Origin of the sequence: Subsaxibacter sp. CAU 1640 (genome assembly GCF_023156585.1) — a bacterium.
Classification (GTDB): domain Bacteria; phylum Bacteroidota; class Bacteroidia; order Flavobacteriales; family Flavobacteriaceae; genus JBPOFM01.
Window position 1 is genome coordinate 954,735 of sequence record NZ_JALNMI010000001.1, and the last position, 16,931, is coordinate 971,665.

Sequence of the window (16,931 nt, forward strand, 5' to 3'; positions counted from 1 at the left end):
GGTGCAAAGATAAGGGTTTCAGTCGTCAAAATTCAAATTCAAATGAGAGTTATCCGATTGAAATTTTAAGATTTGGAATTTTCTTCTTCGTCTTCATCTTCTTCAGGAATAATATTGATGGAAGGTTCCTTAAGGACTTCTTTATTGGCAATGTTTCGTTCCAAAGAAAGTAGGAGAGAAGGCAAAAGCAACAAATTTGAAAGCATTGCAAACAGGAGTGTGGCAGATACCAAAGCACCTAACGCAACCGTTCCGCCAAAACTTGAAATGATAAATACTGAAAATCCAAAGAAAAGAACAATTGACGTGTAGAACATACTCACGCCTGTTTCTTTCAAGGCTGCGTACACAGATTTTCTGATTTTCCAGTTGTTGGCTTGTAATTCCTGTCTGTATTTTGCTAAAAAGTGAATGGTATCATCTACAGAAATTCCGAAGGCAATACTGAATACCAAAATGGTCGATGGTTTGATGGGAACGCCCAAGTATCCCATCAGTCCAGCTGTGATGACCAACGGCAAGATATTCGGAATCAAAGACACCAAAATCATACGCAACGAACGGAACATATATGCCATAAATAAGGCAATAAGCAAAATTGCCAAAGACAATGAAATTGCAAGATTTTTGACGAGATATGTGGTCCCTTTTTGGAATACCAACGCTTTTCCAGTCATAATGACGTTGTAATTTTCCGCTGGAAAAACCTTGTTTATTTTGTTTTGGATATTTTCTTCAATACGCTCCATCTTATCCGTGCCAATATCCTTCATAAAAGTCGTGATACGTGCATATTGTCCTGTACTGTCTACAAAGTTTTGTAGCAAATTGGCTTCGGAAGATGAGTTTTTGGCATAAGACAAAATGAAACTGTTTTCTTGACTGGTCGGCAACTGATAATATTTCGGGTTGCCATTGTAATAGGCCTGTTTGGAATATTTAACCAAGCTGACCACAGAAATCGGACGCGATAGCTCATGGGTTTCCTCGATAACTTCTTCGAGCTCCTGCATACGTTTTAGAGTGCTCAATTTCATCACACCTTTTTTGCGTTTGGTGTCAATCATAAATTCCAATGGCATAATTCCACTAAACTCTTGCTCAAAAAATCGTATGTCCTGGAAAAATTCAGCCTTTTTAGGCATATCTTCAATCAAACTACCAGAAATCCTGATTTGAAAAATACCAATAATGCTTACCACTAAAACCGTTACCGAGGTGATATAAATGGCTATTTTGTGCTCTTTTACCATACGCTCAATCCAATTGACAAAACCGCCAACCCAACGTCTGTTGAGGTGTTCCAAATGACGATCTTTTGGAAAAGGTAGAAAGCTATAGATGATTGGAATGATGAGAATGCAGAGCATAAAAATTCCAACAATGCTCAAGGAGGCAACAATACCAAACTCTTTCAAAAGCGTACTTTGAGTAAGCATAAAAGTGGCGAAACCAGAAGCCGTAGTGAGATTGGTCATCAATGTGGCATTTCCAATTTTGGTAATCACACGTTGCAACGATTTTGCTTTGTTTCCGTGAGATTTTACTTCGTGTTGATATTTGTTGATGAGGAAAATACAGTTTGGAATACCGATGACAATAATCAAAGGCGGAATCAAAGCCGTCAGTACAGTGATTTCATAATTGAAAAGACCAAGAATTCCAAAGGTCCACATCACGCCGAAACACACAACCACCAGTGAAATAAACGTGGCTCTAAACGATCTGAAGAACAAAAAAAAGATGAAGGAAGTGACAAATAATGCCGCACCAATAAACCATCCTATTTCGTCGACAATTATTTGGGCATTCAAGGTACGTATATAGGGCATTCCAGAAACCCGAACATCCATTTGTTGTGCTTCTTCAAATTGAGCAATTTTCGGCTCTAAATCTTCAAGAACAAACGTTTTTCGCCGCGGTGTATTGACGATATCTTTTTTCAGATAAATGGCAGTTCTGATGGTTTTGGTTTTCTTATTGAAAAGAAAATTGTCGTAAAAAGGGTATTGTTCAAACAGTTCTTTTTCTAAAGTATCTATTTCGATTTTTGAATGAATAGAGTCCTTAATGAATGGCTCCAATTCAAACTGTTCCTTTTCGGTATTTTTGACAAGCTTTTGAAGGTCTTTGATTGATAAAACGGTCTCAACCTCTGGATAGTTTTTGAAATCTTCCGCCAGTTTGTTCCAAGCATTCAGTTTTTCAACCGTAAAAAGCGTAGAATCCTTAACGCCAAGTACAATGAGATTTCCTTCTTCACCGAAAATTTTCAGAAATTCATTATAGGTTATATTCACTTCATTGTCGTCTGGCAATAAGTTGGCTTCAGTATAAGTAAAACGCATATTTTTCCACTGATAAGCAAAAAAAAGCGTCATCAAAATGATGCCGATTAAAATACCAATTCGGTTGCGCAATATGAGCCTTGCAACAACTTCCCAGAAACTTTTTGTAAATAATTTAGACATAACCCGAAATGCAGCGACAAAGGTAGAAAAAAGGGAAGGAAATGACCTCTAAAATAAGATTTAATGTTTGACGCTAAAGCGAGATGTTAAAAGTGAACTTCAGTGCTAGATTGTCTTCCAAATTAGGAATGTGATAGGCGCCATAACGATAGGCGAAACTCAATCCGAAACCGAACAATAATTTATTGATTTCAAAACCGGCTTCAGAGTAGCCTTTTCTTAAAGTTTCGAATTCGATATTTTGATGTCTGTCTATATCGTGCATAGTACCGATAGCCATACGGGAAATCAGCACCAATTGTGGTTGATATTTTTTACTGAATTTAAAAGGTTTCACGAAGTGTTTTATTTGAAGCGTTGCAAATCGATCAGAGAAAAACTCATTGAAATACATCGTCTCAAAGCTGTTAATGCCAGCCACAGAAAATCGCTGTAGAATTGTTTCTTTAGTAATGTTATTTGGATAGGCGTGATATAAATGTGTCAAAGGCGTTTTGCCTGTGGCAATTCCTCCGGTTAAAGTGAACTCGGTTGACGATTCACCGATAAAACTCTCTTTATAGATCGTCCTGAAATCTGTTTTGAAAAAATTGAAATCGCTATTCAAGACATCCTTGAAACTTTTTGTAAGCTGTAGTGTGAAATTTGGATAACCTTCGGTTTCAACAGAGACGTCATTTACTTTTTCAAAGGTGTTGAAGGGATTCCACTGTAAAGATATTTTTGCATTGCTCAAACGAAATTCGCGAAACTCTTTTCCGTCCACTAAAAAAGCATAGTCATAGGTTGTGGTATTATTGCTTCTCGATAATTGCGTTTCTGAAAGCAAATATGGCGTGATTTTGTGCTCGAGCGAAATTGATTTTGTGATGTGATGATGAAACAAATCAATATTCAACAATCGAGGTTCAAAAAATGAAAAAAACCGTTTGTCAGTCAAAAAATTAGAGCTACCTGTTTCTTGTAAATCATCGGTATAAGACACATTAATCCATGTGCTATTTTCCTTTGAAACCCTGACACCTCCAGCGATACTATACTTAAAATTATGATCCTTAAAACCATACACAAGATAGCCGTTCATACGGTATTTGTCAGATAATTTTTCATTGGTCTGACCACCAAGTCCTGTACGGATTCCTTCGTATTGATTGAATTTTATCAGATAACGAAGGTCGATGTCAATGTATTTTGTAGGGAAAAAACCTTGACCAATCTGTTTCAGAAATTTACTTTGACGAATGGAATCTTGCTCAACAACCGTTAAAGTGTCGTTGGATTTACTTGGGATTTGTGACTGTGCAGACCACCAAAACATGAATAAAAGTAGAAATACACAGTAGTTTCTCATAAAGTAACTGGGATATAAAATGTAGAAAAAAAGCGACAAATTCGTCGCTTGTTTTTTATACTGTCATGATTTCTTTTTCTTTGACTTCCAAAATTTGGTCCACCTTACTAACGTACTTGTCCGTCATTTGTTGTACATCAATTTCTGCATTTTTTTGAACGTCTTCCGAAGCGTCATCCAGTTTTTTGATTTCATTGTTGGCATCTTTACGCGCACTTCTGATACCTATTTTTGCATCTTCTGCTTCAGCTTTGGCTTGTTTTGCAAGATCACGACGACGCTCTTCAGTCAAAGGCGGAACGTTGATAATGATGGTGTCTCCATTGTTCATTGGGTTAAAGCCCAAATTTGCAATCTGAATGCCTTTTTCAATTTCTTGAAGCATTCCTTTTTCCCAAGGTTGAACAGTAATAGTTCTACCATCAGGTGTATTCACGTTTGCTACCTGGTTTAACGGTGTTTGTGAACCATAATAGTTTACCATCACGCTTCCCAACATGGCAGGACTAGCTTTTCCGGCTCTAATATTCACAAACTGTTTTTCTAGATGCTTAATCGCTGCATCCATGGATTCTTTGGTTGAATCTAATATAAATTGAATCTCGTCATTCATTGGTAAACTTTTTTAATGTACAATGGCTTTCAAAAAATGAGCCAAATGCTATAAATTCACTTTTGTTCCTATTTTTTCTCCAGAAACTACTTTCAATAAGTTTCCTTTTTTATTCATGTCAAAAACAATGATGGGCAATTCATTTTCCTGACTCAAAGTAAATGCTGTGGTATCCATCACTTTCAAACCTTTACGAATAACATCATCAAAAGTGATATGGTCAAATTTGATGGCAGTGGTATCTTTTTCCGGATCAGCATTGTAGATTCCATCTACGCGAGTGCCTTTCAAAATGACATCTGCTTCAATTTCGATGGCTCTCAAAACAGCTGCTGAATCGGTTGTGAAATATGGATTTCCAGTACCTCCACCAAATATAACTACTCGACCTTTCTCCAGATGACGCATCGCTCTTCTACGGATGAAAGGCTCTGCCACTTGATTGATATGCACGGCAGATTGCAAACGAGTTGCCACACCAGCATCCTCAAGAGCGCTCTGTAAAGCCAATCCGTTTATTACTGTTGCTAGCATTCCCATATGGTCACCTTGAACTCTGTCCATACCATTGCTGGCACCAGCAACTCCTCTAAAAATGTTTCCGCCACCTATCACAATGGCGACTTCTACACCTTTTTCTGTAATGGTTTTAATGTCTTGGGCATATTCTGCCAAACGTTGAGGATCAATGCCATATTGACGTGATCCCATCAAGGCTTCACCAGAAAGTTTGAGGAGGATTCTTTTGTATTTCATCTGTCTTTAAAGCTCTTTTTTGAATAAGTTACGCAAAACTACACAATTTTTTTTGTATTTGGTTTATAAAAAAAGCCTCTCAAATTATTGAAAGGCTTCTTGTAATTTATATGCGATGGATTATCCTAGAGCAACACGTTTGAATCCTGTTACTTCAACGTCACCATATGATGAAACGTATTTTGCAACATTGATTTTTTCGTCTTTGATAAAGGTTTGGTCCAATAAACATTTTTCTTGGTCTAATGTCGTGTTGTCAGAAACAAAACGTTGCATTTTTCCTGGTAAAATTTTATCCCAAATTTGTTCTGGTTTACCTTCAGCTTTCAATTCAGCTTTCGCATCTTCTTCAGCTTTAGCCATCACTTCAGGAGTCAATTGAGCCATAGAAATGTATTGAGGTACATTTTTAAGGGTTTTGCCCAAACGAGCTAACTCTTCGTTATCTTTTTCAATCACAGCGATTCTTGCTTCAGTTTCTGATGCGATGAATTCTGGATCAAAATCTTTGTAAGACAATGTTGTAGCTCCCATAGAAGCAATTTGCATAGCAACATCTTTAGCCAACTCCTCAACGTTATCAACTTTTGCAGAGAAACCAACGATAGCAGCAATTTTGTTGATGTGAACGTAAGAACCAACATAAGGTGCTTCCAATCTTTCGAAAGCATTCAAGTCGATTTTCTCACCGATAACACCAGTTTGTTCTACCAATTTATCAGCAACTGTCATACCTCCAAAGTCAGCAGCCAAAACTTCTTCTTTAGAATTGCAGTTCAAGGCCAAATCAGCAATATCGTTTGCCAATGCTACAAATGAATCGTTTTTACCAACAAAATCAGTTTCGCAACCCAATACGATAGCGATTCCAACAGTACTATCTGCATTGATTTTTGCTACTGCAGCACCTTCAGATGATTCTCTGTCAGCTCTTTTTTCTGCAACTTTTTGACCTTTTTTACGCAATACGTCGATTGCTTTATCAAAATCTCCTTCAGCTTCGACCAACGCTTTTTTACAGTCCATCATGCCAGCACCTGTAGCTTGTCTTAATTTATTTACTTCTGCGGCTGTTATTTTTACCATAGATTCCATATTATTTTTAAAATTTAAAAAAGTCGTTCAATTTATTTCTGCGAAGAAAAGAATTAAACGACTTATATATGTTGTGTTATTGTTATTTATTCTTCTTCGTCAGCAACTGCTACTGCTTTCTTTGCTGATGATTTTTTTGCTGCTTTTGCTTCTACTTCGTCAGAATCATCTTCTGTTTTGTCAGACTTACGTTCTGATAATCCGTTAGCAACTGCTGCAGTTACAAGAGACAATACTTTATCAATTGATTTTGAAGCATCATCGTTAGCAGGAATTACGTAATCTACTTCACGAGGGTCAGAGTTTGTATCAACCATCGCAAAGATTGGAATGTTTAATTTTTGTGCTTCTTTGATAGCGATGTGCTCACGTTTGATGTCAACCACGAACAATGCACCTGGCAAACGCGTCATATCTGCAATTGAACCAAGGTTTTTCTCCAATTTAGCTCTTAAACGATCTACTTGAAGACGTTCTTTTTTAGACAATGTGTTGAATGTTCCATCTTTCTTCATTTTGTCAATCATGGCCATTTTTTTAACGGCTTTTCTGATTGTTACAAAGTTGGTCAACATTCCACCAGGCCATCTTTCAGTGATGTAAGGCATGCTCACAGCACCAGCTTTTTCAGCAACGATGTCTTTAGCTTGTTTTTTTGTGGCTACAAAAAGGATTTTCTTTCCTGATGCTGCAATTTTGTGAAGTGCTTGAGATGTTTCTTCAATTTTTGCAGCTGTTTTGTAAAGATTGATGATATGGATACCATTACGCTCCATATAAATGTAAGGAGCCATGTTTGGATCCCATTTTCTTGTCAAGTGTCCGAAGTGTACACCTGCGTCAAGTAATTCTTTTACTTCTACTTTCATTTTCTAATAGTTTACGTTCTTTTGAATTAGCAATGTTCCACTGGGCTTTTGGGCCTTTGGCTTCATTTAGATGCTAAACTAAAACTGGGTTAAAATTTGTTTTTAAATAAAAACTTGATTGGAAATATGCTTTGAAGATATTTCCAATCGAGTTGGTAAAGGTATTAACGTTTAGAGAACTGGAATTTCTTACGAGCTTTCTTCTGTCCAAATTTCTTACGTTCCACCATTCTAGGGTCTCTTGTTAACAATCCTTCTGGTTTCAAGATGCCTCTGTTTTCATCGCTCACATCGCACATAGCGCGAGATATTGCTAAACGGATAGCCTCTGCTTGACCAGTAATACCACCTCCATATACATTTACTGTAATATCAAAGTTGCCTTCATTGTTAGTCATGACCAAAGGTTGATTTACTTTATACTGCAATGTTGCAGTAGGAAAATAAGTCGCCATGTCTTTTTTGTTGATTGTAATGTTACCTTTTCCTTTGGCAACATAAGCGCGAGCAACAGCCGTCTTTCTACGGCCGATTTTGTGAATTACTTCCATTAATTGAATTCGTTTAAGTTAATTGTTTTAGGTTTTTGAGCCTCATGCTTGTGCTCTGCACCTACAACAACGTTTAGGTTACGGAATAACTCTGCGCCTAATTTGTTTTTAGGGAGCATTCCTTTTACTGATTTTTCTACTAACCTAGCTGGATCTTTTCCAAACATTTCGGTAGCAGATAAACTTCTTTGACCACCTGGATACCCTGTGTGACGAATGTACGTTTTATCGTTCCACTTGTTTCCTGTTAAGTTGATTTTTTCAGAATTGATAACAATTACGTTATCTCCGCAATCAACGTGTGGTGTGAAGTTAGGCTTGTGCTTGCCTCTCAAAAGCTTTGCAACTTTAGAAGCGAGACGCCCTAGACTTTGACCTTCAGCATCAACCAAAACCCACTCCTTATTTACAGTAGCTTTGTTTGCTGAAATCGTTTTGTAGCTTAATGTATCCACACTTATTAATTTTACTAATTAAACATTCCTCTCTCAAAAAGAGTTTGCAAATTTACGATAATCTATGTGATTACCAAATAGTATGATGTGAATTTTATAGAGAAAATTACTGATAATGAGTTTCTTTTGAATTTAACACAGATATTGAGGGTTTTTTAGAGGAAATAGTATCGCATTATTAAAATAGTTCTTCACAAATAAACCCATTGTAACGCAATGTTTTGCAAATGATTCTAGCATTTGTTGATTGGGTTTCGACTCGAAGGATGTTGTCACAATCCTCCAAGTCGAAATTCCAAAAATCATTTTGTTTCATTAACCGATTCAATAATGGCCTAATTTTTTCTACTTCCTTTTTACTAGAAATAGATGTTTTAAAAACTAAAACTTTCATTATATTATCTTTCATAAAATGCAGGCGGTTCAATCCCCAAAGAGCGTAAGTACACATAACCTTGACCTCGATGATGAATTTCATTGTCAATAAAATAAAATATGGAAGACCAAACTGTCCCTTCATATTGTCCAAATATTTTAATCTGTTTCCTAAATTGTTCAGGTTTGATTTGTGCCCAATAGTGATTGATGCTATCCGTTGCTTCATCCCATAGTTGCAACAGATTGGCTTTTTTGTTTTTATGCTCTACATGTTCAATTAGTGGTTCTATTTTTCCTGTGGCAATTTCCTTGATGCCTGGCGCAGCAATTCCCAAAAGTTCCATAAGCATCTCTGCAAATGTTCGCATACCACCAATGCGATGATTGAACAAAGCATCTTCAGGAAAAGTTTCGATAACTCTCCGGGTTAAGTTTCGGTGTCCTTGAAAATGATGCAATAATTCTGAAGGAGTAATGACTTCAAAAATTTCTTTACTTACTGTAGTTTCCATAATTAAAATTTTAATTGATTTCTAATAAGCCAAAATTAAAATGGGTAGGTGACAAGGGTTTGTCAGTAGTCAAAATGAAGTGCGATTTTTTTTTCGTACTGACAAATGGTTGTCATGGTATGTAGGTTAATTTGCATTGATACTCTATGTTCGTTAATCATTACGAGGAAATCAATGGCTTTTTCAAATTTATTTTATCGGTTGAAATCCTATCTTTGGAAACTATGTTATTACATTATGAGTGTTGATACTGTAAAAAGATTTGACCGCATCATAGCAATTTTGGTACAGTTGCAATCCAAAAAAATTGTGAAAGCACAGGAACTGGCTGACAGGTTTGAGGTGAGCTTAAGAACTATATATAGAGATGTCAGGACTTTAGAATCATGTGGTGTGCCGATAGTAAGTGAGGCTGGCATTGGCTATTCTATTATGGAAGGATATCGATTGCCACCTGTGATGTTTACCAGAGAAGAGGCAGGGAGCTTTGTCGCAGCAGAAAAATTGATGCAAAAGTTTGTGGACAAATCACTCGGCGGTTATCACGAGTCTGCGATGTTCAAAATAAAATCGGTATTGAGAGGTCGTGAAAAAGATTGGATTTCTGCACTGGAATCACAGATAGTAGTAGATCCATCTCAAAAATTGTTCAATGAAAATTTACCTAATGCTTTAGAAATTCTATTCGAAAGTATTGCTGAAAAAACCCAAGTATTTTTAAAATATCAAAGTCTTGAAAGTGAAACCCCGTCAGAAAGACATATAGAACCTGTGGGACTGTTTCATGAAAACGGATTTTGGTATGTCGTTGCCTATTGCCATGAAAGAAACGATTATAGACAGTTTAGGACAGATAGAATGCTTTTGATTAAAAGAACGCAGAACAGTTTTGCGTTAGAACATGGGTCATTGGATGATTATCGAAGTAAAGAAGAAAACTTTCAAAAAACCAAAATCAAAATCTCTGTAGACAAAGAAATTGTAAGATATATTAGTGCAACAAAGAGACATTATGGATTTATTGAAGAAAGATTGAATGGCAATCAGGTTGAAATTACCTTTTTGACATCAAATGTCGAACAAGGTTTTCCTAGATGGTATCTGATGTTTGCTGATTATGCAACCATCATTGAACCCGAAAGCTTGAAAATCCGTATAAAGGAGATTCTTAAAAATGCTGAAAAACGCTTATAAAGAAGGTCAATGCGCCTCCAACCAATCATTCCCAACGCCCAAATCCACATCTAATGGAACAGATAATTTAAATGCGTTTTCCATTTCGGTTTTGACGAGTTTTTTGATGTCTTCCAATTCTGATTTTAAGACATCAAACACCAACTCATCGTGCACCTGTAGCAACATTTTTGATTTGAAATTGCCTACTTCCAATTTGTTATGGATATTAATCATTGCCAATTTGATGATATCTGCAGCACTTCCTTGGATAGGCGCATTTACGGCATTCCGTTCTGCTGCTCCGCGTACTACTGCATTTCTAGAGTTGATGTCATTGAGATAGCGCCTTCTGCCTAAAACAGTCTGTACGTAACCGTTTTCACGAGCAAAATCAACCTGTTCACTTATAAAGTTTCGAAGTTTTGGATAGGTTGAATAATAGGTGTCAATCAATTCCTTGGCTTCGCCTCGTGACAAGTCGGTTTGGTTACTTAAACCAAATGCCGAAACCCCATAAATAATCCCAAAGTTTACCGTCTTGGCATTGCTTCTTTGTTCGCGAGTCACTTCCTCAATGGGAACATTAAATACTTTTGAAGCGGTAGAAGCGTGAATGTCCTCGCCGTTTTTAAAAGCGTTTATCATCGTTTCTTCCTCGCTCAACGCCGCAATGATGCGCAATTCTATTTGTGAATAATCGGCCGCGAGCAATACGTAGTTGTCATCTCTTGGGATAAAAGCTTTTCGCACTTGACGACCTCTTTCAGTACGAATTGGAATATTCTGAAGATTAGGATTGTTGCTACTCAATCGACCTGTGGCAGCAACAGTTTGCATATAGTCTGTATGCACTCTACCAGTCGATGGCTCAACCTGATTTGGCAATGCATCTACATAAGTACTTTTTAGTTTTGACAAACCTCTGAAATCCAGAATATGCTGAATGATGTCGTGGTCTTTTGCCAAATAGCTCAAAATATCCTCGGACGTAGCATACTGACCTGTCTTGGTTTTTTTTGGTTTATCGACCAATTTTAATTTATCAAACAAAATATCTCCCAGTTGTTTTGGCGATGCAATATTGAATTCTTCACCTGCTTCTTTATAGATATTTGCCTCTAAATTTTTGATGTCGTTTTCTAATTCTGTTGAAAGCGATTTCAGGAACTCTTCGTCCAGATTGATACCTTCCAATTCCATATCAGCCAAAACGCGCAACAACGGAACTTCTATTTCATCAAACAGCTTTTGGATATTGGCTTCGCCAAGTTCGGTTTCAAAATGTTCTTTCAATTGAAGCGTTACATCGGCATCTTCAACGGCATATTCGGTTTGTTGCTCCAGCGGTACATCACGCATCGATAGTTGGTTTTTCCCTTTTTTACCAATCAATTCTTCAATGGAAATAGGTGTATAGTTCAAATAGGTTTCCGCCAATACATCCATATTGTGACGCATATCAGGATTGATAAGATAATGAGCCAACATCGTATCAAAAAGTTTTCCTTTGACATCAACCTTATATTTATTCAATACTTTGATGTCGTACTTCAAATTCTGACCAATTTTCTGAATACTTTCATTTTCAAAAAATGGTCGCAACTGTTCAATCAAAGCCTGTGCTTCATCTCTGTTTTCAGGAAATGGCAGGTAGAATCCTTTTCCGGCTTCCCAAGAAAAGGCAATTCCGACCAATTCGGCTTCTATAGGATTGATGCTCGTGGTTTCGGTATCAAAACAAACACTGCTTTGCTTCATCAAATTTTGGATGAAAAGCTTTGTGGCCATCCCAGAAGCGACACTCTGATAAAAATGCGAGTTAGTTTTTGCGGTAACTCTTGAGTTTTGATTGACATCGATAGCCCCTTCATTTGTGTCAGCATCAAACAGCGAAAATTGCCCAGCACCAGCGGCTGCTTTGGGTTTTGCTGGCTGAATGGTTTGATTTGAAGTGGTATTTTGAACTTCTGAAGCTTCGGCAGAAAAGGTTTTTAGGAAATTATTCATCAACTGTCTAAACTCAAGTTCCTCAAAAATCTTGATAACTTCGGGAATATTGGGTTCAGACATTTCAAAATCCTTCTCACAGAATTCTACTGGCACATCCAGCATAATAGTTGCGAGCGTTTTTGAAAGCATACCCAGTTCTTTGTTTTCTTCAATCCGCTCTTTCATTTTCCCTTTGAGCTCGTGTGTATTTGCCAGGAGATTTTCCATACTTCCATATTCCTTGATGAATTTTTTGGCTGTTTTTTCACCGACACCTGGAAGACCTGGAATATTGTCTGATGAATCGCCCATCATTCCTAGAAAATCAATCACTTGCATCGGATTCTCAACCTCAAATTTCTTCTTCACTTCCGGAATCCCCCAAGTTTCATAGCCACCACCAAACATAGGGCGATACATAAAAATATTTTCGGTCACCAACTGACCAAAATCTTTATCCGGTGTTACCATAAACACTTGGTAGCCTGATTTTTCAGCTTGTCTTGAAAGGGTGCCTATCACATCATCTGCTTCAAAACCTTCTTTTTCCATAATGGGAATATGCATTGCCTTTAAGATGTCGCAGATATAAGGAATTGCGGTGGTGATACCTTCAGGTGTTTCGTCACGATTGGCTTTATATGCTTCGAACATCTCTACTCGGTCTACACTACCACCTTTATCAAAACAAACTGCTAAATGGTCTGGACGTTCACGCTTAATCACATCCAAAAGTGAATTCATAAATCCAAAGATTGCTGAAGTATCCTGACCTTTGGAATTGACTCTTGGATTTTTGATGAGTGCATAGTAGCCACGGAAAATCATGGCATAAGCATCGACTAAAAAAAGGCGTTTTTGTTGTGACATTGTAATTTTATATTGAAGACCATAAAACTACAAAACTTATGGGTCGAATTGAAATGTAATTTATAATAAAAGAACGAACTTCTTTATCCTATCTAGCAGCAATTGGATCTTTGCGATTCTTTTTTCCTAAAGCTTTGATTTTATAAAACTTTTTTCTCCAGTCTATAGGAAGAAAGTAAAAAATTAGAATCCAAACAACAATGACATTTATTATAAACAACAACATTCTATGATTATAAAGTATGACGTAAAGTGCCATATCGGCAATCATTATAATGACAAAAAATAAAGGCGTGTAGAGTAGGATGTCTTTGATTGCTTGATCATTTTTGACCTCTTTTTTACCAATTTTTAGGGTTATTGAATCAAAATTCAAATTATTAGCTTGTTTCCATATTATTTTTTTGTCTAAATCAATAATGGCGATTATCCGTCTAAAAACTTTTAAATGATTTGGGTTATAGTATACCTCCATTATCTGTTTTGGCCATACCAAGAATGCCAATAAAATAATTGCCAAAGATTCTATGAAATGACCAAATCGAAAAGAAGTAATTGTAAACAAAAGTGTATGGAAAATAATGATAAACCATATTGCAAAAGATCTATATTTCTTTGTCAAAATCATTATAGCAATAAAAAATTCTGTAGAGATGGCTGTCCATGACAAAAATTTTGCAAACCACATTTTTGGAAGTGAGTCTGCTACGTATAGATAAAATGGATTTTCTTTTGCTTGGCCTAACCATGTATGCATGAAAGCACCAGACCACCAATCAACGTCAAACATTTTGTTAATAGACGCTCCGAGATAGACCAATGCCAATTGAAGTACAAGTAAATAAGGAGGTTGATTTTTACTGCTTAAACCAGATAAAAATAAGGCGCAACCACATATGAAATTATGATTATAAAAACTTGGTTTGGAGGAAAGAATTTGCAGAATTACAATGCTCCCAATAATTATTGCTGATGTTCTAACATAGATATTGAAAAACAGTGTAATTGTAGATAGAATTAAGAAAGTCTGCAATATCAGTTTGAAAAAATTTGGAGTTGAATGAAACAAATCCATAGCCGGAATAAACGGAATAAAAGGATCTTGTATTTTATTGAAAAAATGGTGGGCAAGCAATAATATAACTAAAAGCTTGCACATCAACAGCAAATTTGGAAGCATGGCTGTACCTTCAAATTGCAACGGTCGTAACCACCATTGGTTTTTGGAACTTAGCGTTGTAGTCTCCACCCTTTTTGTTGTTTTCCATTAGTTGAGTATAGAACAATAACTTCGGCATTTTCATTCTTGCCATATGTTAACTCATATTGCTTGATCAATGAAAAAATATTATTAATTGAGCGCTGTTCCCAACCTTTCATTTTATATCCATATCGATTTTCTGCCTCTTCTTGTGAAAGGGTTTCACCATTAATCGTTACAAAAGTTTCAAATTTTGTATGACTGTCATAAGGAGCCCAACAAAAAAAACGTTCTGGCACAAAGCGAGCATAAACAATGGCGCCTAGTTGAAGGCCTAAAAATAGGATTCCAAATAGAAAACGAAGTTTCATTTCTTGTTGATCAATAGCATGATGAAAGTAGCTTATTATTAGTTATTTACCTAAAAAAATAGACGAAAGGCCATTCTATTAGGGGGATTTTCATTTTGTGCTATCTATCTCAATAAAGGGTTGGTTAATTTTAAAGTCTGATACATTGTATTAATCTCTATAATCCAAAATCCAAGTTTAGAAAATGGTTTGCCTAACTCATATTCCTAGAGAGATTATGATTAAAAAAAATTCGAGTAGCCTTGCTTTAATGGGCTACCCGAATTAGAAATATATGAATAGAAGGGTTTTTAAAAAATTGCTGTGATTAACAATTTTTAATCTCTTTAACTTTAATTTGAAGACTTTTTCTGTAAGCTTTGATACTAATCAAATCATTACTTTTTTTGTAACTTAAGTCATTTAATTGAGCTTTGGCAGCTGTACTTAAAGCAGTTTGGTTCTCTGTCTTTGTTTTTACAGTTGTGTTCTCAATGATAGTTGAATCATTTTGTTTTGCGGTATCGTTACCATTTTGACCAAAAGTTATCATTGGTAAAGTGATTAGTGCGATAAGGATTAAAACTTTTTTCATGATTAAAACTATTTTTGCTTTCAATTACATGACAAAGTAAAGGCACAATTTTGCCTTGAAGTAATAAATTAGATAAAAAACATCGATAAATGGATAATGTGAAAATCAACACGAAAAACATCGATGAAATGCACAAATTGGCTTTAGAGCCCAATAAATACGTTATCGGCTAATGACAAAATATATAGACAATAGGTTCTATGAACTATTTTATCGACAAACTGCAAATCAGTATAAAATCGGAAGTTCAACATATAAAGAGCGTATAGAAAAATTAAATGCTTTGAAACATGCCTTGGAAGTATCTTATAAAGATGACATCCGAAATGCTATGCACGCTGATTTCAAAAAACCTTTTCTAGAAACCGATTTGACAGAAATTTATCCTGTTATAAAGGAAATCAAATTTGCAAAAGCCAATCTAAAGTCTTGGATGAAACTTCAAAAAGTGGATACACCTTTAGCGTTGCTGGGTGCTTCGTCCTATATTAAATATGAACCTAAAGGTGTGTGTTTGATTATTTCACCTTGGAACTTTCCTTTCAATTTGACCTTTGGCCCATTAGTGTCTGCTATTGCTGCCGGGAATACGGTCATTATAAAACCTTCTGAAATGACACCGAATGCCTCAAAGGTTATGTCAAAAATTATAAAAGAAATATTCAGCCAAGGTGAGATTGCATTAATTGAAGGAGATGGTGAAGTTTCACAAGAATTATTGAAACTTCCTTTTAATCATATTTTTTTCACAGGTTCACCAAAAATTGGGAAACTTGTAATGAAAGCTGCAAGTAAACATTTAGCATCTGTGACATTGGAACTTGGAGGAAAGTCGCCAGTCATTATAGATGAATCAGCTAATCTAGAAAAGGCAGTCAAAAAAATCATCTTCGGAAAATTTGTCAATGCCGGACAGACCTGTATCGCACCAGATTATGTATTGTTGAAATCTGGGCTGGAGGGTCAATTGGTAGATATTTTTAAACGTAACATCACGGAGCTTTATTCAAATGATCCGCAGAGTTCAACTTCGTATTGCAGGATAGTTAATGAAAGACATTTTAAGCGTTTGGTATCTTATCTCGAAGAAGCTTCACAAAATCAAAGCTGCATTTTAAGTGGTGGAAATTATGACAGTGATCAAAATTTCATCGAGCCAAGCTTGGTTCTGAACATGCCCGAAGATTCAAAGCTGATGCAGGAAGAAATTTTTGGCCCCATTCTACCTGTAAAAACCTATCAAACCATTGAAGAAGCGTTAAGCTATATCAATTCAAAGGAAAAACCGCTGGCATTGTATATCTACAGCAAAAACAAAACAAATATTAATTCTATTTTAGAAAATACAAGAGCTGGCACTGGGTGCATTAACCATAACCTGGTACAGTTTTTAAACCATAATTTACCTTTTGGAGGTAGTAACAATAGTGGTATTGGCAAATCACATGGATTTTTTGGATTTGAAGCGTTTTCTAACCGTCGTTCGTTGATGGAGCAGCACACAATCGGAGCTACGGATTTATTGACACCACCTTATACTAATTTTAAGCAAAAACTGGTAAATATGACCTTAAAATGGTTCTAATAAAAAAGAGAAAGCCGCTCCCTATAGCGGCTTTCTTCTCAAAATGTTTGGCCAAGCAACCCGATGTGAGACCAAACAAGAGTTTTCGCGGGTTATGTTATGAAATATTGAATT

Annotated in this window: 15 protein-coding genes; 2 read left to right on the plus strand and 13 right to left on the minus strand. The window is 36.2% G+C overall.

Annotation, left to right across the window (positions count from 1 at the left end):
• Positions 1-65: 65 nt before the first annotated feature.
• The 9 genes from M0G43_RS04105 to M0G43_RS04150 form a co-directional block, all read right to left on the minus strand.
• Positions 66-2,471, minus strand: coding sequence for an efflux RND transporter permease subunit (locus M0G43_RS04105; RefSeq protein ID WP_248023684.1), 2,406 nt, complete (start codon positions 2,469-2,471; stop codon positions 66-68).
• A gap of 73 nt (positions 2,472-2,544) precedes the next feature.
• Positions 2,545-3,789 carry a hypothetical protein gene (locus M0G43_RS04110; RefSeq protein ID WP_248023685.1) on the minus strand — a complete coding sequence of 415 codons (1,245 nt, stop codon included), beginning with the start codon at positions 3,787-3,789 and terminating at the stop codon, positions 2,545-2,547.
• Positions 3,790-3,877: 88 nt separating this feature from the next.
• Entirely contained in the window at positions 3,878-4,435 is a 558-nt protein-coding gene (frr, locus tag M0G43_RS04115; protein WP_248023686.1) for a ribosome recycling factor, read from the minus strand.
• A gap of 48 nt (positions 4,436-4,483) precedes the next feature.
• On the minus strand, positions 4,484-5,191 hold the full coding sequence (pyrH, locus tag M0G43_RS04120; RefSeq protein WP_248023687.1) for a UMP kinase: 708 nt from the start codon (positions 5,189-5,191) through the stop codon (positions 4,484-4,486).
• A 120-nt stretch (positions 5,192-5,311) separates the two neighbouring features.
• Positions 5,312-6,277 carry a translation elongation factor Ts gene (gene tsf / locus M0G43_RS04125; protein ID WP_248023688.1) on the minus strand — a complete coding sequence of 322 codons (966 nt, stop codon included), beginning with the start codon at positions 6,275-6,277 and terminating at the stop codon, positions 5,312-5,314.
• Positions 6,278-6,372: 95 nt separating this feature from the next.
• On the minus strand, positions 6,373-7,155 hold the full coding sequence (gene rpsB, locus M0G43_RS04130; protein WP_248023690.1) for a 30S ribosomal protein S2: 783 nt from the start codon (positions 7,153-7,155) through the stop codon (positions 6,373-6,375).
• Between the two features lie 164 nt (positions 7,156-7,319).
• Positions 7,320-7,706: a 30S ribosomal protein S9 gene (rpsI, locus tag M0G43_RS04135; protein WP_248023692.1), complete on the minus strand. Its 387-nt coding sequence runs from the start codon at positions 7,704-7,706 to the stop codon at positions 7,320-7,322.
• Positions 7,706-8,161, minus strand: a complete 456-nt coding sequence (gene rplM, locus M0G43_RS04140) for a 50S ribosomal protein L13 (protein ID WP_248023694.1) — start codon at positions 8,159-8,161, stop codon at positions 7,706-7,708. The genes rpsI and rplM overlap by 1 nt, the downstream gene beginning before the upstream one ends.
• A gap of 398 nt (positions 8,162-8,559) precedes the next feature.
• Complete coding sequence (locus M0G43_RS04150) at positions 8,560-9,051, minus strand: DinB family protein (RefSeq protein WP_248023695.1); 492 nt, start codon at positions 9,049-9,051, stop codon at positions 8,560-8,562.
• 237 nt (positions 9,052-9,288) lie between these two features.
• Here M0G43_RS04150 and M0G43_RS04155 point away from each other — a divergent pair, with 237 nt between their 5' ends.
• Positions 9,289-10,245 (plus strand): helix-turn-helix transcriptional regulator, encoded by a 957-nt coding sequence (locus M0G43_RS04155; RefSeq protein WP_248023696.1) that lies wholly within the window; start codon positions 9,289-9,291, stop codon positions 10,243-10,245.
• Between the two features lie 6 nt (positions 10,246-10,251).
• On the opposite strand, the gene polA is transcribed toward M0G43_RS04155, so the two are convergent.
• From polA to M0G43_RS04175, 4 genes are all read right to left on the minus strand, one after another.
• Positions 10,252-13,086 carry a DNA polymerase I gene (gene polA, locus M0G43_RS04160; RefSeq protein ID WP_248023697.1) on the minus strand — a complete coding sequence of 945 codons (2,835 nt, stop codon included), beginning with the start codon at positions 13,084-13,086 and terminating at the stop codon, positions 10,252-10,254.
• 88 nt (positions 13,087-13,174) lie between these two features.
• On the minus strand, positions 13,175-14,245 hold the full coding sequence (locus M0G43_RS04165; protein ID WP_248023698.1) for an HTTM domain-containing protein: 1,071 nt from the start codon (positions 14,243-14,245) through the stop codon (positions 13,175-13,177).
• Positions 14,246-14,316: 71 nt separating this feature from the next.
• Positions 14,317-14,658 carry a hypothetical protein gene (locus M0G43_RS04170; protein ID WP_248023699.1) on the minus strand — a complete coding sequence of 114 codons (342 nt, stop codon included), beginning with the start codon at positions 14,656-14,658 and terminating at the stop codon, positions 14,317-14,319.
• A gap of 307 nt (positions 14,659-14,965) precedes the next feature.
• Positions 14,966-15,232 (minus strand): hypothetical protein, encoded by a 267-nt coding sequence (locus tag M0G43_RS04175; RefSeq protein ID WP_248023700.1) that lies wholly within the window; start codon positions 15,230-15,232, stop codon positions 14,966-14,968.
• Positions 15,233-15,404: 172 nt separating this feature from the next.
• On the opposite strand from M0G43_RS04175, the gene M0G43_RS04180 reads away from it, so the two are divergent.
• Entirely contained in the window at positions 15,405-16,817 is a 1,413-nt protein-coding gene (locus M0G43_RS04180) for an aldehyde dehydrogenase family protein (protein ID WP_248023702.1), read from the plus strand.
• Positions 16,818-16,931 lie beyond the last annotated feature (114 nt).

Bases quoted from the DNA above. Each gene is read 5' to 3' on its own strand.
- M0G43_RS04105 (WP_248023684.1), bottom strand. From the start codon at position 2,471: ATGTCTAAATTATTTACAAAAAGTTTCTGGGAAGTTGTTGCAAGGCTC.
- M0G43_RS04170 (WP_248023699.1), bottom strand. From the start codon at position 14,658: ATGAAACTTCGTTTTCTATTTGGAATCCTATTTTTAGGCCTTCAACTA.
- tsf (WP_248023688.1), bottom strand. From the start codon at position 6,277: ATGGTAAAAATAACAGCCGCAGAAGTAAATAAATTAAGACAAGCTACA.
- M0G43_RS04150 (WP_248023695.1), bottom strand. From the start codon at position 9,051: ATGGAAACTACAGTAAGTAAAGAAATTTTTGAAGTCATTACTCCTTCA.
- M0G43_RS04175 (WP_248023700.1), bottom strand. From the start codon at position 15,232: ATGAAAAAAGTTTTAATCCTTATCGCACTAATCACTTTACCAATGATA.
- M0G43_RS04180 (WP_248023702.1), top strand. From the start codon at position 15,405: ATGACAAAATATATAGACAATAGGTTCTATGAACTATTTTATCGACAA.
- frr (WP_248023686.1), bottom strand. From the start codon at position 4,435: ATGAATGACGAGATTCAATTTATATTAGATTCAACCAAAGAATCCATG.
- M0G43_RS04110 (WP_248023685.1), bottom strand. From the start codon at position 3,789: ATGTTTTGGTGGTCTGCACAGTCACAAATCCCAAGTAAATCCAACGAC.
- M0G43_RS04165 (WP_248023698.1), bottom strand. From the start codon at position 14,245: ATGTGCAAGCTTTTAGTTATATTATTGCTTGCCCACCATTTTTTCAAT.
- rpsI (WP_248023692.1), bottom strand. From the start codon at position 7,706: ATGGAAGTAATTCACAAAATCGGCCGTAGAAAGACGGCTGTTGCTCGC.
- M0G43_RS04155 (WP_248023696.1), top strand. From the start codon at position 9,289: ATGAGTGTTGATACTGTAAAAAGATTTGACCGCATCATAGCAATTTTG.
- rpsB (WP_248023690.1), bottom strand. From the start codon at position 7,155: ATGAAAGTAGAAGTAAAAGAATTACTTGACGCAGGTGTACACTTCGGA.
- polA (WP_248023697.1), bottom strand. From the start codon at position 13,086: ATGTCACAACAAAAACGCCTTTTTTTAGTCGATGCTTATGCCATGATT.
- pyrH (WP_248023687.1), bottom strand. From the start codon at position 5,191: ATGAAATACAAAAGAATCCTCCTCAAACTTTCTGGTGAAGCCTTGATG.